22 protein-coding genes are annotated in these 21813 nt (G+C 72.0%); 12 read left to right on the top strand and 10 right to left on the bottom strand.

The window, feature by feature from the left end:
• Positions 1 to 44: 44 nt before the first annotated feature.
• Positions 45 to 1058 carry an ABC transporter substrate-binding protein gene (locus GTY67_RS00860; RefSeq protein WP_161277423.1) on the bottom strand — a complete coding sequence of 338 codons (1014 nt, stop codon included), beginning with the start codon at positions 1056 to 1058 and terminating at the stop codon, positions 45 to 47.
• A 148-nt stretch (positions 1059 to 1206) separates the two neighbouring features.
• Here GTY67_RS00860 and GTY67_RS00855 point away from each other — a divergent pair, with 148 nt between their 5' ends.
• Positions 1207 to 1998: an ABC transporter ATP-binding protein gene (locus GTY67_RS00855; RefSeq protein WP_161277422.1), complete on the top strand. Its 792-nt coding sequence runs from the start codon at positions 1207 to 1209 to the stop codon at positions 1996 to 1998.
• A gap of 77 nt (positions 1999 to 2075) precedes the next feature.
• Here the strand turns inward: GTY67_RS00855 and meaB are convergent, their stop codons facing one another.
• From meaB to GTY67_RS00840, 3 genes are read right to left on the bottom strand one after another with little or no spacing between them, the layout of a single operon-like run.
• The gene (gene meaB, locus GTY67_RS00850) at positions 2076 to 3071 is read right to left on the bottom strand and encodes a methylmalonyl Co-A mutase-associated GTPase MeaB (protein ID WP_093694350.1); all 996 of its coding nucleotides are present in this window, start codon (positions 3069 to 3071) and stop codon (positions 2076 to 2078) included.
• 12 nt (positions 3072 to 3083) lie between these two features.
• On the bottom strand, positions 3084 to 5321 hold the full coding sequence (gene scpA, locus GTY67_RS00845; RefSeq protein WP_161277421.1) for a methylmalonyl-CoA mutase: 2238 nt from the start codon (positions 5319 to 5321) through the stop codon (positions 3084 to 3086).
• On the bottom strand, positions 5321 to 7183 hold the full coding sequence (locus GTY67_RS00840) for a methylmalonyl-CoA mutase family protein (RefSeq protein ID WP_161277420.1): 1863 nt from the start codon (positions 7181 to 7183) through the stop codon (positions 5321 to 5323). The genes scpA and GTY67_RS00840 overlap by 1 nt, the downstream gene beginning before the upstream one ends.
• Positions 7184 to 7474: 291 nt before the next feature.
• Here GTY67_RS00840 and GTY67_RS00835 point away from each other — a divergent pair, with 291 nt between their 5' ends.
• Together GTY67_RS00835 and GTY67_RS00830 are read left to right on the top strand one after the other, a co-directional pair.
• Positions 7475 to 7996, top strand: coding sequence for a DUF6325 family protein (locus tag GTY67_RS00835; RefSeq protein ID WP_093694353.1), 522 nt, complete (start codon positions 7475 to 7477; stop codon positions 7994 to 7996).
• Between the two features lie 77 nt (positions 7997 to 8073).
• Entirely contained in the window at positions 8074 to 8871 is a 798-nt protein-coding gene (locus GTY67_RS00830; protein WP_161277419.1) for a tyrosine-protein phosphatase, read from the top strand.
• A 102-nt stretch (positions 8872 to 8973) separates the two neighbouring features.
• Here GTY67_RS00830 and GTY67_RS00825 read toward each other — a convergent pair whose 3' ends face one another.
• Both GTY67_RS00825 and GTY67_RS00820 read right to left on the bottom strand, forming a co-directional pair.
• Positions 8974 to 9636, bottom strand: coding sequence for a hypothetical protein (locus GTY67_RS00825; protein WP_161277418.1), 663 nt, complete (start codon positions 9634 to 9636; stop codon positions 8974 to 8976).
• Positions 9633 to 10217 (bottom strand): hypothetical protein, encoded by a 585-nt coding sequence (locus GTY67_RS00820; protein WP_093694356.1) that lies wholly within the window; start codon positions 10215 to 10217, stop codon positions 9633 to 9635. The genes GTY67_RS00825 and GTY67_RS00820 overlap by 4 nt, the downstream gene beginning before the upstream one ends.
• Before the next feature lie 220 nt (positions 10218 to 10437).
• Between GTY67_RS00820 and GTY67_RS00815 the strand changes: the two genes are divergently transcribed.
• The gene (locus GTY67_RS00815) at positions 10438 to 10932 is read left to right on the top strand and encodes a GNAT family N-acetyltransferase (protein ID WP_161277417.1); all 495 of its coding nucleotides are present in this window, start codon (positions 10438 to 10440) and stop codon (positions 10930 to 10932) included.
• A 10-nt stretch (positions 10933 to 10942) separates the two neighbouring features.
• On the opposite strand, the gene GTY67_RS00810 is transcribed toward GTY67_RS00815, so the two are convergent.
• On the bottom strand, positions 10943 to 11323 hold the full coding sequence (locus tag GTY67_RS00810; RefSeq protein WP_093694358.1) for a VOC family protein: 381 nt from the start codon (positions 11321 to 11323) through the stop codon (positions 10943 to 10945).
• A 228-nt stretch (positions 11324 to 11551) separates the two neighbouring features.
• Here GTY67_RS00810 and GTY67_RS00805 point away from each other — a divergent pair, with 228 nt between their 5' ends.
• Positions 11552 to 12070, top strand: a complete 519-nt coding sequence (locus GTY67_RS00805; protein WP_161277416.1) for a DUF6328 family protein — start codon at positions 11552 to 11554, stop codon at positions 12068 to 12070.
• Positions 12071 to 12075: 5 nt separating this feature from the next.
• On the opposite strand, the gene GTY67_RS00800 is transcribed toward GTY67_RS00805, so the two are convergent.
• The 3 genes from GTY67_RS00800 to GTY67_RS00790 form a co-directional block, all read right to left on the bottom strand.
• On the bottom strand, positions 12076 to 12900 hold the full coding sequence (locus GTY67_RS00800) for a VOC family protein (protein ID WP_161277415.1): 825 nt from the start codon (positions 12898 to 12900) through the stop codon (positions 12076 to 12078).
• Between the two features lie 100 nt (positions 12901 to 13000).
• Positions 13001 to 13915, bottom strand: coding sequence for a cation diffusion facilitator family transporter (locus tag GTY67_RS00795; RefSeq protein ID WP_093694361.1), 915 nt, complete (start codon positions 13913 to 13915; stop codon positions 13001 to 13003).
• Positions 13912 to 14259 (bottom strand): DUF6479 family protein, encoded by a 348-nt coding sequence (locus GTY67_RS00790; protein WP_093694362.1) that lies wholly within the window; start codon positions 14257 to 14259, stop codon positions 13912 to 13914. The genes GTY67_RS00795 and GTY67_RS00790 overlap by 4 nt, the downstream gene beginning before the upstream one ends.
• Positions 14260 to 14347: 88 nt before the next feature.
• Between GTY67_RS00790 and GTY67_RS00785 the strand changes: the two genes are divergently transcribed.
• The 7 genes from GTY67_RS00785 (at position 14348) to GTY67_RS00755 (ending at position 21784) form a co-directional block, all read left to right on the top strand.
• The gene (locus GTY67_RS00785; protein ID WP_161277414.1) at positions 14348 to 15313 is read left to right on the top strand and encodes an LLM class F420-dependent oxidoreductase; all 966 of its coding nucleotides are present in this window, start codon (positions 14348 to 14350) and stop codon (positions 15311 to 15313) included.
• Positions 15314 to 15402: 89 nt separating this feature from the next.
• Positions 15403 to 15792 carry a hypothetical protein gene (locus tag GTY67_RS00780; protein WP_093694364.1) on the top strand — a complete coding sequence of 130 codons (390 nt, stop codon included), beginning with the start codon at positions 15403 to 15405 and terminating at the stop codon, positions 15790 to 15792.
• An 87-nt stretch (positions 15793 to 15879) separates the two neighbouring features.
• Positions 15880 to 16443, top strand: a complete 564-nt coding sequence (locus GTY67_RS00775; RefSeq protein WP_093694365.1) for a 2Fe-2S iron-sulfur cluster-binding protein — start codon at positions 15880 to 15882, stop codon at positions 16441 to 16443.
• Positions 16440 to 17450, top strand: coding sequence for a xanthine dehydrogenase family protein subunit M (locus tag GTY67_RS00770; protein ID WP_161277413.1), 1011 nt, complete (start codon positions 16440 to 16442; stop codon positions 17448 to 17450). The genes GTY67_RS00775 and GTY67_RS00770 overlap by 4 nt, the downstream gene beginning before the upstream one ends.
• Before the next feature lie 29 nt (positions 17451 to 17479).
• The gene (locus tag GTY67_RS00765; protein WP_161277412.1) at positions 17480 to 19576 is read left to right on the top strand and encodes a xanthine dehydrogenase family protein molybdopterin-binding subunit; all 2097 of its coding nucleotides are present in this window, start codon (positions 17480 to 17482) and stop codon (positions 19574 to 19576) included.
• Positions 19577 to 19748: 172 nt separating this feature from the next.
• On the top strand, positions 19749 to 20207 hold the full coding sequence (locus GTY67_RS00760) for an ATP-binding protein (protein WP_093694368.1): 459 nt from the start codon (positions 19749 to 19751) through the stop codon (positions 20205 to 20207).
• A gap of 164 nt (positions 20208 to 20371) precedes the next feature.
• Positions 20372 to 21784, top strand: a complete 1413-nt coding sequence (locus GTY67_RS00755) for an NADP-dependent succinic semialdehyde dehydrogenase (protein WP_161277411.1) — start codon at positions 20372 to 20374, stop codon at positions 21782 to 21784.
• Positions 21785 to 21813: the final 29 nt, after the last annotated feature.

Below are 21813 nucleotides of genomic sequence, written 5' to 3'. Positions count from 1 at the left end.
CCGGGCCGGACGGCGTGGTGGCGTAGGGCTGTTCGGCCGTACGGCTACTTGGCGGAGAGCGCCTTGACGTAGTCCTCCATCACGACGTCGGCCGCCAGCGGCCCGCCGCGCGTGGACCACACCGAGCCGTCGACCGTCACGACGTGCTTGTTCTTGACGGCGCCGAGCTCCTTGTAGGCCGGCTTGTCCTGGACGTCCTTGAGCGCCTTGGCGCCGTCCGAGGTCAGCGTCGACAGGAACAGCCAGTCGCCGTCGATCTCGTTGATCTTCTCCAGGCTCAGCGACGGCGTGTGCGCGTTGCCGTCCTTGTTCTGGGACTTGGGCCGCTTCAGCCCCATCTCCAGCGCGACACCGCTGGCGAACTGCTTGTTCTCCATCCAGCTGGGCCCGTCCGGGTTCCAGCGGACGATGGAGACCTCGGCGCCCTTGTTGGCGCCGAGCTTCTCACCGGCGGCCTTGGCGGCGGCCTCGTGGTCGGTGATGAACTTGTTGGCCGCGTCCAGCTTGTTGACGGCGTTGCCGATACCCCGGAAGAACAGCTTCCAGTCGTCGGTCGGCGCCATCGTCACCAGCGTGGCCGGGGTGATCTCGCGGAGCTGCTTGAGCACCTGCTCGTCCTGCATGTCACCGGCGAGGATCAGGTCCGGCTTCGCGGCGACGACCTTGTCCATGACCGGCTGGAGCAGGTTGCCGACGACGTTGATGCCCTCGACCCTGTCCGCCAGGTAGGCCGGCGGCTTGTCCAGGCCCTGCCCGTTGGTGATGCCGACCGGCTTGATGTCCAGCGCGAGCACCGCGTCCAGGTCCTCCTGGGTGAGCGTCACGATGCGCTTCGGCTCCGCGGGAATCTCCACGGCCGCCCCCGTGGCGTCCTTGACGGTCCGCGTCTTGGCCGAGGAGGAGTCCGCCTTCGCGGACTTCTCGCCGGACGGCTTGCTGTCGGCAGAGTCGGACCCTCCTCCGCAGGCCGTCAGGAGCAGGACCGCGGCCCCGAGCGTGGCGACGGCCTGGGCCGCTCTTCGGGAGGCGGTGCGGACGGGGCGGTGGTGCAGGGTCATCAAGGGCTCCGGAATCAACGGGACATGAAGCGGCGAAGGTCTTTCGGCAGCACGGGGCCACCGACGACCTCTCGGCGAGCTAAGGTTAGCCTTACTTTAGTGGCATCGAGCAAGGTGATGCCCCATTTCTTCGGAAAGGCCGGTCCTCGTGGACATCCGTGTTGAACAGCTCACCGCTGGATATGCCGGTCATACCGCCGTGGACCGTGTCGACCTGACCGTCGGATCGGGACAGGTGGTGGCGATCGTCGGCCCCAACGGCTGCGGGAAGTCGACCCTGCTACGCTGCGTCGCCCGCCTCCACCAGCCGCGCTCGGGCCGGGTGTTCGCCGGTGACGCCGATGTCTGGCAGCTGCGCCAGCGGGACGCCGCGCACCGCATCGCCCTGCTGCCCCAGGCCCCGCAGGCCCCCGAGGCGGTGACCGTCGCCGGACTCGTACGGTACGGACGCCACCCGCACCAGGGGCTGTTCCGCCAGTGGTCGCACGAGGACGAGGAGGCGGTCACCCGCGCCCTGGAGGCGACCGGTACGACCGGCCTGGCCGACCGCCGCCTCGACCAGCTCTCCGGCGGCCAGCGCCAGCGGTGCTGGCTCGCCATGGCCCTCGCGCAGGAGACCCCGATCGTCCTCCTCGACGAGCCCACCAGCGCCCTCGACATCGGCCACGCCGTGGAGGTCCTGGACCTGGTGCGCGAGGTCGCGGCCCAGGGCCGGACCATCGTGATGGTCGTCCACGACCTGGCCGGGGCCGCCCGGTACGCCGACACCCTGGTCGCCATGCGCGCGGGGCGGATCGTCGCCTCCGGGCCGCCGCGCGAGATCGTCGACGCCGACCTCGTACGAGAGTTGTACGGCATCGAGGCCGAGATCCTCACCGCGACCTCCGACGGCGCCCCCGTCGTCGTGCCGACCGTGAGCGCGCCCCCGGTCGCCGCCTGACGCACAGTCGGCCGCCGCCCCCGAAAACGCCGATGGGCCCCTCCGTCCAGGGGCCCATCGGTCTGTTCAGGTGCGGCTCAGGCGGGCTCGTCGCCCCGGAACGCGTGCAGGATCTCCTCGGCGGCCAGCGTCGCCGTCAACGTCCCCTCGCGCACCCGCTGTTCGAGCTCGGGTGCCAGCTTCCGTACCGCCGGGTGGTTGCGCAGACTGTCCAGCAGCTCGTCGCGGACCATGGTCCAGGTCCAGTCCACCTGCTGGTCGCGGCGCTTGGCCGCCAGCCGTCCGGTGGACTCCAGGACCGTACGGTGCTGCTCCAGCCGCTCCCACAGGGTGTCCAGGCCCGTCGACTCCCGGGCGCTGCACGTGAGCACCGGAGGCGTCCAGGCAGCGTCCACCGGGTGCATCAGCCGCAGCGCGCCCGCCAGTTCACGCGCCGCCGAGCGGGCGTCGCGCTCGTGCGGGCCGTCCGCCTTGTTCACCGCGATGGCGTCCGCCAGCTCCAGGACACCCTTCTTGATGCCCTGCAACTGGTCGCCGGTCCGGGCCAGGGTCAGCAGCAGGAACGTGTCGACCATGTTGGCGACCGCCGTCTCCGACTGCCCGACCCCCACCGTCTCCACGAGCACCACGTCGTACCCCGCCGCCTCCATCACCACGATGGACTCCCGGGTCGCCTTCGCCACCCCGCCCAGCGTCCCGGCGGTGGGGGAGGGGCGCACAAAGGCGGCCGGGTCCACCGCCAGGCGCTCCATCCGGGTCTTGTCACCCAGGATGGAACCGCCCGTACGGCTGGAGGACGGGTCGACGGCCAGCACCGCCACCCGGTGGCCGAGCCCGGTGAGCATCGTGCCCAGCGCGTCGATGAAGGTGGACTTGCCCACCCCGGGCACCCCGCTGATCCCGATCCGCCGGGCGTTCCCGGCGTGCGGCAGCAACCGGCTCAGCAACTCCTGTGCCAGCACCCGGTGTTCGGCCCGCGTCGACTCGACGAGCGTGATGGCGCGCGCCACGAACGCCCGCTTGCCGTCGAGCACTCCCTGCACATAACTGTCGATGTCGATCTTGGCAGCCATCCGGTCAGCGGCTCACAGCTCGTGGCCGAGCGCGGCGCCGAGCCGCGTCACCAGGTCGTGGGCCGCGTCAGGGATCACCGTCCCCGGCGGGAAGACCGAGGCCGCGCCCGCCTCGTGCAGGGCCTCGACGTCCTGCGGCGGAATCACCCCGCCCACCACGATCATGATGTCCTCCCGGCCCTCGGCGGCCAGCTCCTCCCGCAGCGCCGGCACCAGGGTGAGGTGCCCGGCCGCCAGCGAGGAGACGCCCACGATGTGCACGTCGGCCTCCACCGCCTGCCGCGCGACCTCGCCCGGCGTCTGGAACAGCGGGCCGACGTCCACGTCGAAGCCCAGGTCGGCGAAGGCCGTGGCGATCACCTTCTGCCCCCGGTCGTGGCCGTCCTGGCCCATCTTGGCGACCAGGATGCGCGGACGGCGCCCCTCCGCCTCCTCGAACGCGTCGACCAGTGCGCGGGTGCGGTCCACCGAAGGGGAGTCCCCTGCCTCTTTGCGGTACACACCGGAGATCGTACGGATCTGCCCGGCGTGCCGCCCGTACACCTTCTCCAACGCGTCCGAGATCTCCCCGACCGTGGCCATCGCCCGCGCCGCGTCGACCGCGAGCGCCAGCAGGTTGCCCTCCAGGCCCGGGCCCGGGTCGCGCTCCGCTGCCGCCGTCAGCGCCCGCAGCGCCTCCTGGCACGCCACCTCGTCGCGCTCCTCGCGCAGCCGCCGCAGCTTCTCGATCTGCTGGGTGCGCACCGAGGAGTTGTCGACCTTGAGCACATCGATCTTCTCGTCGGTCTCCACCCGGTACTTGTTCACCCCGATCACCGGCTGCCGCCCGGAGTCGATCCGCGCCTGCGTACGGGCGGCCGCCTCCTCCACCCGGAGCTTGGGGATGCCCGCGTCGATGGCCTTCGCCATCCCGCCGGCCGCCTCGACCTCCTCGATGTGCTGCCAGGCCCGGTCCGCCAGGTCGCGCGTCAGCTTCTCCACGTACGCGCTGCCGCCCCACGGGTCGATGACCCGGCAGGTCCCGGACTCCTGCTGGAGCAGGAGCTGGGTGTTGCGGGCGATCCGCGCCGAGAAGTCGGTCGGCAGCGCCAGCGCCTCGTCCAGCGCGTTGGTGTGCAGCGACTGGGTGTGGCCCTGTGTCGCGGCCATCGCCTCCACACACGTACGCGTCACATTGTTGAACACGTCCTGCGCGGTCAGCGACCAGCCCGAGGTCTGCGAATGGGTGCGCAGCGAAAGGGACTTGGGGTTTTTCGGATCGAACTGCTTGACCAGGCGCGCCCAGAGCAGCCGGGCCGCCCGCAACTTGGCGACCTCCATGAAGAAGTTCATCCCGATCGCCCAGAAGAAGGAGAGCCGGGGCGCGAACGCGTCGACGTCCAGGCCGGCTTCCTGCCCGGCGCGCAGATACTCCACCCCGTCGGCCAGCGTGTACGCCAGCTCCAGATCGGCCGTCGCACCCGCCTCCTGGATGTGATAGCCGGAGATCGAGATGGAGTTGTAGCGCGGCATCTTCTGCGAGGTGAACGCGAAGATGTCGGAGATGATCCGCATCGACGGGGTCGGCGGATAGATGTAGGTGTTGCGGACCATGAACTCCTTCAGAATGTCGTTCTGAATGGTCCCGGCCAGCTTCTCGGGCGGTACGCCCTGCTCCTCGGCGGCCACGATGTACAGCGCCAGTACGGGAAGCACCGCGCCGTTCATCGTCATCGACACCGACATCCGGTCCAGCGGAATGCCGTCGAACAGCTGGCGCATGTCGTAGATCGAGTCGATCGCCACCCCGGCCATACCGACATCACCGGTCACCCGGGGGTGGTCGCTGTCGTACCCCCGGTGGGTCGGCAGGTCGAAGGCGACGGAGAGGCCCTTCTGCCCGGCCGCGAGGTTGCGCCGGTAGAAGGCGTTGGACTCCTCGGCCGTCGAGAACCCGGCGTACTGGCGGATCGTCCAGGGCTGGTTGACGTACATCGTCGGGTACGGCCCGCGCAGATACGGTGCGATGCCCGGGTAGCTGTGCAGCGCGTCCAGGCCCTCCAGGTCCTCGCCCGTGTAGAGCGGCTTGACCGTGATGCCCTCGGGGGTCTCCCACAGCGGGGCCTCGGAGCCGTCGGCCGCCTTGGCCACGGCCGCCTGCCACTCCTCGGCGGAACCGGCCGGGGGAGCGGGGGACTCCAGCGCGACCTCGGAGAAGTCGGGAACGGAGGGTTTCCCGGCGGATTTCTGTTCCGTGGGCGATGTCTGCATCACGCCACTCCCATGCGGTCGAGTACGGAGGTGAGAACGGCGACCGCGTCGCAGCCCGCGAAGACGTAGGAGTCGACACCGGCGTACTCGCCGGGGCGTCCGGCGAGGAACACCTGCGCCGCGCCCGCCGACTTCAGCGCCCCGGCCACCTCGGCCGCCTGCTCGGCGTACAGGGCGTCCGACGAACAGAGACAGGCGACGCTCGCACCGGAGGCGGTGAAGGCGTCGGCGGCCGTCGCCGCGTCCACCGACACCGGCTGGTGCACCGCCTCGATCCCGCCCGCCCCGAAGAGGTTGACGGCGAACGAGACCCGTGCGGTGTGCGCGGCGGCCGGACCGATCGCGGCGATGAACACCTTGGGCCGCTCGCCGGTCGCGGCGAGGTGCGCGTCCGACCGGGCCCGCAGCGCCTCGAACGCCTCGTCGCGCCGGACCCGGGGCAGACCGCCCGGGGCACCCGCGTACGGATCGGGCGCGGGCTCGCGCTCCACCGGCCGCTCGGACGGCATCGGGAACTCGCTGACCCCCGTCACCGGCTCCTTGCGGCGGGCCAGCTTCGCGCTGCGCGCCGCCCAGGTGGCGGCCAGCCGCTCGGCGACCATCCCGGAGCGCAGGGCTGCGGGCAGTCCGCCCGCCCGCTCTGTCTCCTGGAAGAACGCCCAGGCGGAGGCGGCCAGTTCATCGGTGAGCCGCTCCACGTACCAGGAGCCGCCCGCCGGGTCGATGACGCGGGCGAGGTGCGACTCCTCCATCAGGATCGTGGAGGTGTTACGGGCGATCCTGCGGGCGAACGCGTCGGGCAGCCCCAGCGCGTGATCGAACGGCAGGACGGTGACGGAGTCGGCGCCGCCCACCCCCGCGCCCAGCGTGGCGAGCGTGGTGCGCAGCATGTTCACCCACGGGTCGCGGCGCGTCATCATCACCGGTGAGGTCACGGCGTGCTGGCGCTGTCCGCCCGCCCCGGGAGCCCCCGACGCCTCGGCGACCCGCGCCCACAGCCGGCGCGCGGCCCGCAGCTTGGCGATCGTCAGGAACTGGTCGGCGGTGGCCGCGTAACGGAACTCCAGCTGGGCACAGGCCTCTTCGACGCCCAGCCCGGCAGCCGTCAGCGCCCGCAGATAGGCGACGCCGGTCGCCAGGGAGAGCCCCAGCTCCTCGGCGGCCGAACCCCCGGCCTCGTGGTACGGCAGCGCGTCCACGGCGATCGCCCGCACCCCCGGGTACTCCGCGCCGCAGACCTTCGCCCAGCGGACGGCGGCGGTGAGGTCCGCCTCGACGCCGGTCCGGGCATCGTGGCCGAGCGGATCGGCGCCCAGGGTCCCGCGCGCCTCGCCCTTGGCGACGCCGCGGTCCTCGTACAGCCGCAGCAGCTCGGTGGCGGCGGCGTCCAGGTCGGCCGGGGCGTCCAGGACGATGGGCGCGAGGTCCAGGTAGACGCCGTCCAGTGCGCGGGCGAGGGAGCCCACGGGGATGCCGGCCGGGCCGCCCACGGTGAGCCAGAGCGAGGTGACACCGTTCTCCAGATCGCCGAGCACCGCCTCGTTGAGCCGGGCGGGGTCGCTCAGGGCGTGGCGTTGGCGCACGTCCCAGCCGCCCGCCGCGTTCCCTTCGGCCCTGCTGCCCCGGGTGAAGGGCGCGAAGCCGGGAAAACCGGTGTCCGGAGAGACGTCGTTCGCGGTGTAGAGGGGCCGGGTGGTGAGCCCGTCCTCCAGTGTGGTGGACAGCGCTTCCTCGGCGGCCGAGCCCGAGACTTCCTTGCCCGACTTGCGCAGAACGCCTTCGACGAGGCTCTGCCACTGGTCGTGGGAGGGGTCGGGGAACGCGGCGGCCGGAGAGAGCCCGTCAGCAGGCTGGACCGTCATGGTCAGATGCTAGGCCAGCACGGGCCACGCGCAGCAGGGGCACGTGCTGTGACCTTGCCCTCTCCGGTCCGCATGTGATCGCTCACTTAACGTCGCGTTACCGGACCGACGCCGCCACGCAACCGGAAGCCGGGTCGAGTGGGGCGCAACACGGCCATTGTCGACAACGGGGTGAATTCGACGGTTGATGCATATTATGTGCGAAGTTTTCCCGTTTCTTACGTAATCCCTGGAATGCCCGTATCCACCCCGGAGCCCTCACGGCCGCCGGGATGCGGAGAGGACGCGACCGTGGCCGTCGGACCTGTGGAACACCTCGTCATCGCCTTCCCCGGCAGCGGCTTCACCGGGGCCGTGGTGCCCGTCCTCGCCGATGCCGTGGCATCGGGCGCCGTACGCGCCTCCGATCTGGCCTTCCTCCGCCGCGCCGAGGGCGGCGCGCTGACCCCGGTGGAGCTGCGCGACCTGGACCCGGAGGGGACCGTTCCCGTCGGTACGGAGGAGAGCGGGGCGGCCGTGGCGCTGGACGCCGGGAACGTCGAGGTGCTGGAGGGGAGCGTGCCGCAGGGCGAGGCGGTCGCCCTCGTCGTCCGGGAGGACCTGTGGACCTCGCAGCTCGCCCGCGCCTTCCGGGAGGCGGGCGGAGTCTTCGTCACCCATGAGCGCTTCGGTACGGCCGGTGCGGTCGCGGACGACACGGCCGAGGGGGACGACATCATCACCCGGCTGGAGCGGCTCGCCGAGCTGTGGCGGCGGGATGTGCTCACGGACGCGGAGTTCGCGGAGCAGAAGGCGAATCTGCTGGCGGACTGAGTTCCGGCCGGTGGGCCGGTGGGTCGTTGGGCCGATGGGGCCCTAGGCGTTCTCATCAGGGAAAGAGGCAGTTCATCGTGCAGACCGCCCGGACCGTTCCGGCCGCCACCGTTGTCAATCTGCGCGACCTGGGGGGTATCTCCCTGGGCCGTGACCGCCGGGTGCGGCAGGGCGTGCTGTTCCGTTCGGGGCAGCTGAGCGAGCTGGATCCGGAACGCGACCGTGCGGTGGCCGCACTCGGTATCCGTACGGTCGTCGATCTGCGCACGGCCGACGAACGGCAGTGGTCCCCGGACCGGCTCCCCGACCGGGCCCGGCTCTTCGTCGCCGATGTCCTCGGCGACCACCCGGGCGTGGCGCCGGCCAGGCTCAAGGCGCTGCTCGCCGATCCGGCCGAGGCGGAACGAACGCTGGGCGGCGGCCGGGCCGAGGAGCTGTTCGCCGAGACCTACCGCAAGATGGTGCTCTCACCCGGCGCGGCGGCCGCCTACCGGGCCTTCCTGGAGACCGCCGCGGACGCGGCCGCGCGACCGGTGCTCTTCCACTGCACGGCGGGCAAGGACCGCACCGGCTGGGCGGCGGCCGTCCTGCTGATGATCCTGGGAGCGTCCCGGGAGACCGTGCGGCAGGACTTCCTCGCGGTGAACCCGGCGGTGCGGGCCGCGTTCGCGCCGTACGTCCAGAAGTTCCTGGACGGCGGCGGCGACCCGGCCGTCGCGGCGGCGATCGTCGAGGTCCGCCCCCGCTACCTCGACATGGCCCTCGACGCGATGGACGAGCGGTGGGGCGGTCTCGACGGCTACGTACGCACAGGGCTGCGCATCCCCGAACCCGCGCTGGACCGGCTGCGCGAGGGACTGGTGATCACCGGCTGAAGACCGATGGCATCGGAGGGGCGGGGCCGTACGCCGCAAGGGGCGGTCCGACCGGTACCCGGTCGGGCCGCCCCTTGCGTGCGGGCATCGTGCGGTCACCGCTCAGAGGCGGACGAGGCGTTCCGTCAGATCGCGGTACTGCTGGAGGGCGATCCGCAGATCCTCCGTCCCGGCCTCGGACCGCTCACCGTCGCGGTCGGTGCGCAGCAGCCGGGACCGCTCGGCCAGGGCCTGTGTGAGCCCGGTGACGACCTCGTCGAACGTGGCGTCGGCCTCCTGCACCGCCTGGCGCGGGTTCTCCACGAAGCCGGCCACCGCCTGGTGGATGCGGGCGTCGAACTTCTCCCGCTCCTCGGCGGCGAACAGCGGGCGGCCGTTGGCCTTCGCCGTGTCCGTGCCGCGGGAGTGGGAGGACTCCGTCGTACGGCCGGTCTCCCGGGGCGCGTCCACCCGGTCGGAGTCCACACGAGCGGAGTCCGGACGAGCGGAGTCCGAACGGGCGGTCTCGGTAAGGCCGACGTCGGTACGGTCGGTGTCGGTACGGGCGGTGTCCGTGTGCGCCTTGTCGGCCGTGGCGGTCGACGCCGGATCGGACGCGCCGGTCGTCGGCGGGGAGCCGGAAGGCTTGGCGGCCGTCGGCGGTACGGGCGTGCCGAGGGCGTTGCCGGGAGGCGTCACCGGCTGGACGCGCTCGGACCCGATCGACGGCGTGGGCCTGTTGGGCGTGCTGCCGGTGTTCCCGGTGGTGTTCGGAGTCTGCGTCATGATGTGCCCCGTCCCTTCGTGAGCTGTCGGTTGCTGTGGTCGCGGGTCGCCGGACCGTCCTCGAGGAGGGCGTCGAAGAGGCCACGGGCCTCGACGAACGCTTCGCGCATCTCCTCGGTGCCGGTGCCGTCGTTCCTCGCGGTGTGCACCCTGCGGTAGCCCTCGACATGACGGGCGTGGTGGACGGAGAGCGCGGCGGTGCGGTCCTCGAAGCTCTCACCGGCCGGGAAGCCCCGGTCGCGGGAGAGGTCGGCGAGCAGCGCGTCCGCCTCGTCCAGCGCCTGCTGCGGCGACTCGACGAACTGCTCCTGGGTGCGGGCCCAGCGGGCGGTGTAATCCGCGCGGGCCGCCTCGGTCAGCGGCCGCTTCTCCAGGTCACCGTGGAGCTTCACCCGCTCATCGAGCTCCTGCTCGGCCGCCTTGGTGTCGCCGTTGTGCCGGGCGACCACCCGGTCGTACTCGGGGCCGAACCGGCTGCGCAGGCTGCGGCCCCCGCCGACGGAACCTCCGCGCACCAGGAAGAAGTAGACGGCGGCGGCCACCACGAGGGCCACGGCGATGATGATGATCACTGTTGTCACGGTTACCGCCCCCACCGCTCATCGGCCGGTACGCAGCTTCGTCGTCGCACAGTGGTCAACCCCTTTCGGTCCGGGCCCGGTGGAGCAACCACCGGGCGAGGTGCAGGGGTCCGTGTACCCCCGAACCGCCGTTCATGCGCCGCGGCCCCGGGGAGTGCTCCGTGTACCGTGCATGAGTCGTGCGCGCCGGGCGTCCGCCGCCGTACGTAATACTCGACGTATGAGATCAGGCATTACGCGCTCCGGGCGCGGCCCGCACCGCCCGGACCTCCTCGTCCGCCGGGCGACGGCACGTGACGCCCGTCGGCTCACCCGGCTGGTCCGGACGTCACGCGCCTACGAGGGCCCGTACGCCCCGATGGTCGCCGGATACCGCGTCGGACCGGACTACATCGAGGCGCACAGGGTCTTCGTCGCCGCCGGCCGCGACGACGACCGGGTCCTCGGCTTCTACGCGCTGATCCTCCAGCCGCCCGAACTCGACCTGATGTTCGTCGCCGACGAGGCGCAGGGGCTCGGCGTCGGCCGCCTCCTCATCGGCCATCTGCGTGAGGAGGCCGGGCGGGCGGGACTCACCGGAATCCGGATCGTGTCCCACCCGCCCGCCGAGGGCTTCTACCGCGCTGTCGGCGCCGAACCCGTCGGCACCGTCCGTGCGAACCCGCCCGCGGTCATGTGGGACCGCCCCGAGCTCCTGCTCGCCGTCGGGCCCTGAACGCCCTCGCTCAGCCGCCGTAGGGGCGGGTGATGAGCTCCATGCCGTGACCGCTCGGATCGGGGAAGTAGACGCCCCGGCCGCCGTCGTTGTGGTTGATCTCGCCCGGGAGCTTCCGGTGGGGATCGGCGTAGTACGCGATGCCCAGCTCCTGGATCCTGCCGAACGCCGCGTCGAACTCCGCCTCCGAGACGAGGAAGGCGTAATGCTGCGGCGTGATCGATTCCTCGGGAATCGTCGCGAAGTCCAGGGTGACGCCGTTCGCGAGGACGACGGGGATGAACGGGCCCCACTCCGGCCCGACTTCCAGGCCCAGCAGATCCGCGAAGAACTCGGCGGACTCGCGGTTGTCGCGGGAATGAATGATGGTGTGGTTCAACTCGACCGACACGGTGGAATGCCTCCAACGGGCATCTCACGGGCTACCTCCACGCCTCACCCGGACGGTGACCGACGCGCGATGCCGTGGACGTGATCCTAGGCGGACGGAGTGGTCCGGTCGAGTGGGAATCGCGCGCCTCACCGGTGGGATTGAGCCCGTGCGGCCGGGGCACCAGTAGTCCCGAATCGAATGGGTGTATCAGTGCTCCCGGTCGCGTCGAAGTCGAGGAGAGTGTCCGTGTCAACGACCTATGGCAGAGGCCGCGAGGAGACCGAGGAGGAGCGGGCGGACCGGCAGTGGTCCGAACTGCTCCAGGAACTGCGCGTCGCCCAGACCGGCGTGCAGATCCTCTTCGGCTTTCTCCTCGCCGTGGTGTTCCAGCCGCGGTTCACCGGCCTTTCGGAGGTGGACCGCGACATCTACGTGGTCACGGTGGTGCTCGGCTCGGCGACCGTGGCCGCGCTCATCGGCCCCGTCACCTACCACCGGCTGCTCACCGGCCGCCGGATGAAGCCGGAGACGGTCATCTGGGCCTCACGCATGACCGTCGTCGGGCTGGTGCTGCTGTTCCTGACGATGTGCTCCACCCTGCTGCTGATCCTGCGGGTCGCCCTCCACAACACGTTCGCCCTCTGGCTGGTCGGCGGGATAGCGCTGTGGTTCCTGGTCTGCTGGTTCGTCTTCCCCGTCTGGGCGCTGGCCCGCGGCCGCTCCGGACCGCGCGCGGACGACCCGCCCGCCGGCCCGAAGGACTGAGCGGCTCAGCTCTCCGGACCCACCGGACCCCGCACGGCGGTCACCGTGAACAGTGCGCCGTCGGGGTCCCGCAGGGTGGCTTCCCGGCCGCCGAGGAAGGTCCGTTCCTCGACGAGGGAGCCGCCCTGGCGCTTCGCCTCCGCGACCGTGACGGGGACGTCCTCCACCGGGAACTGCACCTGCCAGTGCGGGCGCACCAGCGGGTCGACGGCGGCCTCCACCGCCCCGGAGCTGATCCGGGCCAGCGGCCGCCCCTCGCACCGCACGATGACCTCGTCACCCTCGTACGCGACGTCACAGCATCCGGGACGTCCGCTCGCCCAGTCGAGTACCTCGCCGTAGAAGATCGCCGCGTCGAAGGCGTTGCGGGTCCGCAGCCGCAGCCAGGCGTGCGCGTGGTCGTCGGGGGCCGGCGGGGAGGTGGCCGGTTCGGTGCGCTCCCAGAGGCCGAACGGGGCACCGTCCCGGTCGGAGGCCAGGACGCCGCGCCCCTTGCCGAGCGTCAGCGGCCCCACCGCCACCGTCCCGCTGCGCTCCCGGACCCGGGCTGCGGCCACATCGGCGTCCGCCACCGCGAAGTACGGCGTCCAGGCCACCGCGACCTGGTACGCGGTCGACACGGCGAAGATGCCCGCGACGGGGATGTCGCCGCGGCGGGCCACGGAGAACTCCGCGCCGAGCTTCCCCGGGCGGAACGACCAGCCCAGGACGGCGGCGTAGAACCGCTGGGCGGCTTGAAGGTCCCGGGTCATCAGGGTGACCCAGCACGGCGCGGCGGAGCCGGTCAGGGGCGCCGCCGAGGGGGCCGTACGGGGATTGCTTCCGGTCATGGTCCACTGCCTTCTCACGGGTGTGCGGCGCGGGGGGCGGCCGCTGCGGTCCAGCACCCACCCTCGGGCGGCCCGTGCGGCGGCGCAACGCGGGCGGCACTCACAGACCGATGCGCGGCGGGGCGTTCGTGATGTCCAGGAAGACCTGGTCCGCCTGCGGCCACCGCTCGCACATCGCGTGCCGGATGCGCATCGAGACCTCCTCCACCCGCTCGCTGTCGATCCCGGGAGCCAGGTCGATGCGGGCCGCCACCAGGACGGAGTCCATGCCCAGGCGCATGGTGAGGAGTTCGGCCACGTTGTCGATCTCGCTCTGGCGCATGAGGAAGCCCACCAGCTCGCGTCGGAGCACCGGGTCTACGGACTCGCCGATCAGCTGGTCCCGGGCGTCCCGGCCGAGCCGGAAGGCCACGTAGACCAGGAGCAGTCCGATGCCCAGGGATGCCGCCGCCTCCCAGACCACGCTTCCGGTGGCCAGGTGCAGGGACATCCCGGCGATGGCCAGGCTGACCCCGAGCACCGCCGTGCTGTCCTCCGCGATGACGGTCCGCAGCGCCGGGTCCAGGGCCGCGCCCTTCTCGCCCCGCGCCTGGTGCAGGGCCCGGGCCAGCGAGGTGCTCTCGGCGACGAGGGCGACGCCGAGGACGATCAGCCCGGCGACATAGCCGCTGCGGGACTCGTGGTCGCCCCCGCGCAGGGCCGAGAGCCCCTGGTAGAACGAGAAACAGCCGCCCATCACGAAGATGCCGACGGCCGCGAGGAGCGCCCAGAAGAAGCGCTCCTTGCCGTAGCCGAACGGGTGACGGGCATCGGCGGGGCGGCGGCTGCGCCGGAGGGCGGCGAGCAGGAAGATCTCGTTGAGGCTGTCGGCGACCGAGTGGGCCGCCTCGGACAGCAGAGCGGGCGAGCCGGAGATCAGCCCGCCCACGGTCTTGGCCGCCGCGATCACCAGGTTGGCCGCGAGCGCGACCAGGACCGTGACGCGTGTTCGTCGGTCGGCGGCCGGCCGGTTCATCGATCCGTGTCGGTGCGCGGCTCGTCCCGGTGGGGCGGGAGCGGCTCGTTGCCGTGCCCGTCCAACTGGTGCGGATTGAGGGCGCTGCCGTCATCGGGGAAGCGGTCGGATGCGTGCGGGTCGTGCGCGTCGATGTGCGTGTGCCCCTCCGGCTTCGTCGGCTGCTCGCCGGGGAGGGGCGGGGGCAGTTCGGTGTCCTTCTTGCGCTTGCCCAGCACGAAACCGCCGATCAGCAAGCCCACCACGGCGAGCGCGGCGATGGGGAAGATGACGGCCGCCAGCGCGCCCGTGCCGTCGGCGAGAAGGGCGGCCAGTGACTGCGTGGATCCGTTCGATACGTCCATGGTTGCCGCATACCCCGGGGGAAGGCAGTCAGTCGGCTGTTCACATCAATTCATGTTTTATGAGGATCTCAGGGGAAAAGCGTTTCGCATGGTGCGAATCGGCTACACGATGATGACCGAACAGACCGGACCGCGAGAGCTCGTACGGGATGTGGTGGCCGCCGGAAAGGCGGGATTCGACTTCTCCGTCACCTCCGACCACTACTTCCCCTGGCTCCGGGAACAGGGCCACGCACCGTACGCCTGGGCGGTGCTCGGCGCGGCGGCACAGGCCACCGAGACCATCGGCCTGATGACGTACGTGACCTGTCCGACCACCCGCTACCACCCCGCCGTCGTCGCCCAGAAGGCCGCGACACTCCAGATCCTCGCCGAGGGCCGGTTCCGGCTGGGCCTCGGCTCCGGCGAGAACCTCAACGAGCACGTCGTCGGCGCCGGCTGGCCCGCCGCCCACGTACGGCTGGAGATGCTCGAAGAGGCCGTCGAGATCATCGGCGCCCTCTTCGACGGCGGGAACGTCAACCACCACGGCACCCACTTCGACGTGGAGAACGCCCGGCTGTGGGACCTGCCCGGGACCCGGGTGCCGATCGGCGTCGCCGTCTCCGGCCCGGCCTCCTGCGCGCTCGCCGGACGCGAAGCCGACCTGGTGATCGCGACCGAGGCCAAGAGCGGGCTCCTCGACGACTTCGACCGGCACGGAGGCGCCGGGAAGCCCCGGGTGGGCCAGCTGCCCGTCTGCTACGACCCCGACCGGGACGCCGCGATCGCCCGCGCCCACGAACAGTTCCGCTGGTCGGTCGGCGGCTGGAAGGTCAACTCCGAACTCCCCGGACCGGAGAGTTTCGCCCAGGCGACCGAACTCGTCCGCAAGGAGGACGTCGCGTCGGCCATCCCTTGCGGACAGGACGTCGACACGTTCGTCGACGCGGTGCGCGCCTACACCGAGGCGGGATTCACCGAGATCGCACTGGTCCAGGTCGGCGGGGAACACCAGCAGTCCTTCATCGCATGGGCTGAGAAGGCCCTCCTGCCCGCTCTGCGGGAGCTGTAGCCCTCTTCGGCCCTCCCGTGTCGCCGTCGGCCCGGCGCGGGGTGAGCCTGGAGTGGACCCGAAGGCCGGCATCCGACGGAAGGAACCCCGTGAACAGCACCCCCGAACGAAACGGCGACGACTCCACGTCCGGCCAGGAGGTGCTGGTGTCGCTGAGCCGGTGCGATCTCGCGGACGCGCGCAGCGTGTTCGGCGTGCTCGGCAGCGCCTTCGAGTCCGACCGGGACGCGGACGACGCGCCGGAGACGACGAGCGGCCCCCGCCCCACCGTCTGGGTCACCACCGTCGACGTCTCCGAGCCGAAGGCCGCCGCCGAACCCGTGACGCTGACCGCCCCGGTCACGGTGGACGCCCAGGGCGGCTACTGGGCCGTCGACCGGCTGCGGGACCACCTCACCGGCGCGTTCACCGTCCGCGTCGTCGGTACGGCCGCGGGGGACCAGGAGCAGGAGGTCCGGCTGCGGCTGGAGAACCGCTGACGCCGCCGTGGCCCCTGACGGGGGCCGCGTACGCCGAAGAGCCTGTGAACAGGGTCAACAGGGGCCCGTAGTGAAAGGTGTTCGAGCATGGATTCCCTCGCCCTGGAAGCGGTCACCGCACCGGAACCGGTCACCGTCGAACGGTCCACCGTGACCCTGTACGTCAACGGGGAAGAGACCGAGGTGACCCTCGACCACCGCACCACGGTCCTGGACCTGCTGCGCGAACAGCTCGGCCTGACCGGCGCAAAGAAGGGCTGCGACCACGGCCAGTGCGGCGCCTGCACGGTCCTCGTCGACGGCCGCCGCACCAACAGCTGCCTGCTCCTCGCCGTCGCCCAGGACGGCTCGGCGATCACCACGGTGGAGGGTCTCGCCGACGGCGACACCCTCCACCCTCTGCAACAGGCGTTCGTGGAACGCGACGCCCTCCAGTGCGGCTACTGCACCCCCGGGCAGATCTGTTCGGCCGTCGGCATGCTCAAGGAGGCCGCCGACGGCCATCCGTCCCACGTCACCCCTCCGGACGCCCTGACCGAAAACCCCGCCCCCCTGGACGCGGACGAGATCCGCGAGCGGATGAGCGGCAACCTGTGCCGGTGCGGGGCCTACCCCCGGATCGTCGAAGCCATCGAGGACGTGACCCCGTGAAACCGTTCGGCTACCAGCGACCCACCACCACCGCCGAAGCCGTACGGCTCTGCGCGGAGGGGACCGGAGCCCGGTTCCTGGGCGGCGGCACCAACCTCGTCGACCTCATGAAACTGGGCGTCGAGGAACCCGGCCTCCTCATCGACGTCACCAAGCTCCCCCTGGACCGGGTGGCCCCGAGCCCCGACGGCGGCCTGCGGATCGGCGCCACCGTCCGCAACAGCGACCTCGCCGCCCACCCCGACGTACGACGCGACTACCCGGTGCTCACCCAGGCGCTGCTCGCCGGGGCCTCGGGGCAGCTCCGCAACACCGCCACCACCGGCGGCAACCTCCTCCAGCGCACCCGCTGCTCCTACTTCCAGGACGTCTCCAAGCCCTGCAACAAACGGCTCCCCGGCTCCGGCTGCCCCGCCCGCGAAGGCTCCCACCGCGACCTCGCGATCCTCGGGCACTCGGCCGAGTGCGTGGCCACCAACCCCTCCGACATGGCCGTGGCCCTCGCCGCCCTCGACGCGACCGTGCTCCTGCTCGGGCCCGAGGGCGAACGGGCCGTCCCCGCCACCGAGTTCCACCGGCTGCCGGGGGACAACCCCGACCAGGACACCGTCATCAGGCCCGGCGAGCTCATCACCGAGGTGGTCCTCCCGCCGCCCGCCCCCGGCACGGTCTCCCGCTACCGCAAGGCCCGCGACCGCGCGTCGTACGCCTTCGCCCTGGTCTCCGTCGCCGCCACCCTCCAGGTGGCGGGCGGCCGCGTCGAACGCGCCACGCTCGCCTTCGGCGGGGTCGCCCACCGGCCCTGGCGCGCCCGCAGGGCCGAGGCCGAACTGCTCGGCGCCCCCGCCACGCCCGCCGCCTTCCAGCACGCCCTGATCGCCGAACTCGCCGAGGCCCGGCCCCTGCGCGACAACGCCTTCAAGGTGGACCTCGTCCGCCGCGTCGCCCAGGACGTCCTCGGCGAACTCAGCGAGCAGCACGGTCCCGAGGCCGACCCGACCACCTGACCCCCCACCGACCCGGAGGCCCTGCCGCCATGTCCCACGCCCCTCAGCTCACCGGTGCGCCCGTCGTCCGCAGGGAGGCCCGGGACAAGGTCACCGGCACCGCCCGGTACGCGGCCGAGCACACCCCGCCCGGCACCCTGTACGCCTGGCCGGTCCCGGCCACCATCGCCGCCGGCCGGGTCACCGCCGTACGCGCGGTCGACGCCCTCGCCGTCCCCGGCGTGCACACCGTCCTCACCCACGACAACGCGCCGGTCCTCGCCGAACCCGAGGACCCGATCCTCGCCGTCCTCCAGAGCGACCGCGTCCCGCACCACGGCTGGCCGATCGCCCTCGTCGTCGCCGACTCCCCGGAGGCCGCCCGGACGGGGGCGGGGCGGCTGCTCGTCGAGTACGAGAGCGACGAGCACGACGTGACCCTCACCGAGGACCACCCGGGCCTCTACACGCCCGAGGAGGCCAACGGCGGCTTCCCCGCCGTCCGCAGGCGCGGCGACTTCGAGCGGTCCTTCGCCGCCGCCCCCGTCCAGGTCGACGCCACCTACCGCCTGATCTCGCTCCACAACCACCCCATGGAGCCCCACGCCGCCACCGCGTGGTGGGAGGACGGGCACCTCACCGTCCACGACTCCAGCCAGGGCTCCAACGCCGTACGCAAGAGCCTCGCCCGGGTCTTCGACCTGGACCCCGCACACATCACCGTCGTCTCCGAGCACGTCGGCGGCGGCTTCGGCTCCAAGGGGACCACCCGCCCCCAGGCGGTCATGGCCGCCATGGCCGCCCGCCACACCGGCCGCCCGGTGAAGCTGGTCTTCCCCCGCGCCCAGCTCGCGGAGGTCGTCGGCCACCGGGCCCCCACGATCCAGCGGGTGCGCCTCGGCGCCGATCTCGACGGCACCCTCCAGGCCCTCTCCCAGGAGGTCGTCACCCACACCTCCACCATCAAGGAGTTCGTGGAGCAGGCCGCCGTGCCCGCCCGCACGATGTACGGGTCCCCGGACAGCACGACCACCCACCGGGTGACCGCCCTCGACGTCCCCAGCCCCTCCTGGATGCGCGCCCCCGGCGAGGCCTCGGGGATGTACGCGCTGGAGTCGGCCATGGACGAACTCGCCTCCGCCCTCGGCATGGACCCGGTCGAACTGCGGCTGCGCAACGACCCGGCCACCGAACCGGACAGCGACCGCCCCTTCAGCAGCCGGGGCCTGGCCGCCTGCCTGCGCGAGGGCGCCCAGCGCTTCGGCTGGCACGGCCGCGACCCCCGCCCCGCCGCCCGCCAGGACGGCCGCTGGCTCCTGGGGACGGGCGTGGCCTCGGCGACGTACCCCGTCCTCGTCTCCCGGTCCTCCGCCCGCGCCCACGCGGCGGCCGACGGAACCTTCCGGGTCGAGGTCAACGCCACCGACATCGGCACCGGCGCCCGGACCGTCCTCGCCCAGATCGCCGCCTCGGCCCTCGCCACCGACGTGGAGAGCGTCGACGTGCGGATCGGCTCCACCGACCTGCCCACCGCCCCCCTCGCCGGCGGCTCCTCCGGCACCGCCTCCTGGGGGTGGGCCGTGCACAAGGCGGCCGCCGCGCTGGCCGACCGCCTCGCCGACCACCGGGGCCCGCTGCCCGCCGAGGGGTTCACCACCACCGCCGACACCGAGGAGGAGACCGCCGCCGAATCCCCGTACGCCCGGCATGCCTTCGGCGCCCACTTCGCCGAGACGGCCGTCGACTCCGTCACCGGCGAGATCCGGGTCCGCAGGCTCCTCGGCGTGTACGCCGCCGGGAAGATCCTCAACGCCCGCACCGCACGCTCCCAGTTCACCGGCGGCATGGTCATGGGCATCGGCATGGCGCTGACCGAGGGCTCCGCCATCGACCCGGTCTTCGGCGACTTCACGGCCAAGGACCTCGCCGCCTACCACGTGCCCGTCCACGCCGACGCCCTCGACATCCAGGCCCACTGGATCGACGAGGACGACCGCCACCTCAACCCCATGGGCTCCAAGGGCATCGGCGAGATCGGCATCGTCGGCACCGCCGCCGCCATCGGGAACGCGGTCCGCCACGCCACCGGCGCCCGGCTGCGCGAACTGCCGCTCACCCCCGACCGGGTGCTGCCCTACCTCCTGTGACGACGCGGCCGAACGGCCCTCACCAGGGCGAACAGCTCATCTGTTGCGCGGGCGGCCCACCCGGGTCACCCTGTTGAGTGACCCAGAAGTGATTGGTGCTCACGCTTCGTGTTCGGGGGTCGTTCGTACGACGGGGTGAAGCATGTGGGCCTCGCGGTGAGGAGCCTCGACGATGACCGTTCCACTCGACCGGCACTATTCGGTCGAACTGCAGGTGTCGGCAGAGCGCGTTTCCCAGGTGCGGCGCATCGTCGCCGCGCACCTTCGTCACTGGAGTCTCGAACTCCACGTCCGGCCGGTGTGCCGGGCCATGGACGAACTCCTGACCAATGTCCACCGGCATGTCGGCGACACCAACCAGTGCGTCGTCGAACTCCGCTGGACCGGACGGCACGTCACCGTGTCCGTCGCCGACAACAGTGCCCGGATGCCCCGGCTGCTGCCGGCCGGCGGCGGGCTGAGCCGGGTGATGGCCCTCAGCGACAGCTGGGGCACCTGCCGGACCACGGACGGCAAGGTGGTCTGGTTCACCCGCTACGCCCAGGCGCAGCAGACCGCGGGACTGCTGCCCTACCCCCCGCTGCCGGGCGTGCGCGAATCCCGCCGAACCCCGCTCGCGGCCCTCGTGTAGCCGTACCGCGGCATCCCCGCCCAGCACCGCCCACCCGGCCGACGCGGAACGTGCCCACCCGGCACGCATGATCCGCGTCGGCCGGGTACGTGCGGAAGGGGCCGCGTTGCGCCCGACCATGCGGCGCGGCACCGTCGAAGTACCGATGCAAGGAGGCCACTGCCATGCCCATCGCGACGGTCAACCCCGCGAACGGCGAACTGATCAGGTCCTACGACGCCCTCGGCGAGGAGGAGACCGAGCGCAGGATCACCGCCGCCCACACCACCTTCCAGCAGTACCGCACCACCCCCTTCGAGCAGCGCGCCGCCTGGCTGAACCGGGCCGCCGACCTGCTGGACGAGGACCGCGACACCATCGCCCGCACGATGACCCTCGAAATGGGCAAGCCGGTCACGGCGGCCCGCGCCGAGGCGGCCAAGTGCGCCAAGGCGATGCGCTGGTACGCGGCCAACGCCGAGCGCCTGCTCGCCGACGAACACCCCGACCCCGACGACGTACACGATTCGGGTGCCTCCCGCGCGCTGGTCCGCTACCGTCCGCTCGGCGTCGTCCTCGCCGTGATGCCGTGGAACTTCCCGCTCTGGCAGGTGGTCCGCTTCGCCGCCCCCGCGCTGATGGCGGGCAACGTCGGCCTCCTCAAGCACGCCTCCAACGTGCCGCAGACCGCGCTCTACCTGGAGGACCTGTTCCACCGGGCCGGATTCCCGGCGGGCTGCTTCCGTACGCTGCTGATCGGCTCGGGCGCCGTCGACGCCGTCCTGCGCGACCCCCGGGTCGCGGCGGCCACCCTCACCGGCAGCGAACCGGCGGGCCGAGCCGTCGCCTCCACCGCCGGTGACGAGGTCAAGAAGACGGTGCTGGAGCTCGGCGGCAGCGACCCGTACGTCGTGCTGCCCTCGGCCGACGTCGAGAAGGCCGCGGCCACCGCCGTCACCGCACGGGTCCAGAACAACGGCCAGTCCTGTATCGCCGCCAAGCGGTTCATCGTCCACGCCGATGTGTACGACGCGTTCGCCGAGCACTTCACCGCCGGGATGCGCGCCCTGACCGTCGGCGACCCGCTGGAGGAGTCCACCGACGTCGGACCGCTCTCCAGCGAACAGGGCCGCACGGACCTGGAGGAGCTGGTCGACGACGCCGTGGAGCGCGGCGCCACCGTCCTGTGCGGCGGCGGCCGGCCCGACAAGCTCGGCGGTGGCCTGGAGAACGGCTGGTTCTACAACCCCACCGTGCTCACCGGGATCACCCCCGCCATGCGCATCCACCGCGAGGAGACCTTCGGCCCGGTCGCCACCCTCTACCGGGTCGCCGACCTCGACGAGGCGGTGCACCTGGCCAACGACACACCGTTCGGGCTCAGTTCCAACGTCTGGACCCGGGACGCGGGGGAGCAGGAGCGGTGCGCCCGCGACCTGGAGGCGGGCGGGGTCTTCTTCAACGGGATGACCGCCTCGCACCCGGCCCTGCCCTTCGGCGGGATCAAGCGCTCCGGTTACGGGCGTGAGCTGGCCGGGCACGGTATCCGCGAGTTCTGCAACGCGACCACGCTCTGGTACGGCCCCGAGAACACCTGACGGGTCCTGGCCGACCCACCCGTGCGCCG

Origin of the sequence: Streptomyces sp. SID8374, assembly GCF_009865135.1 — a bacterium.
GTDB lineage: Bacteria > Actinomycetota > Actinomycetes > Streptomycetales > Streptomycetaceae > Streptomyces.
Note: the sequence above shows the minus strand (reverse complement) of the source record. Positions and strands in the feature narration are given on the sequence as shown.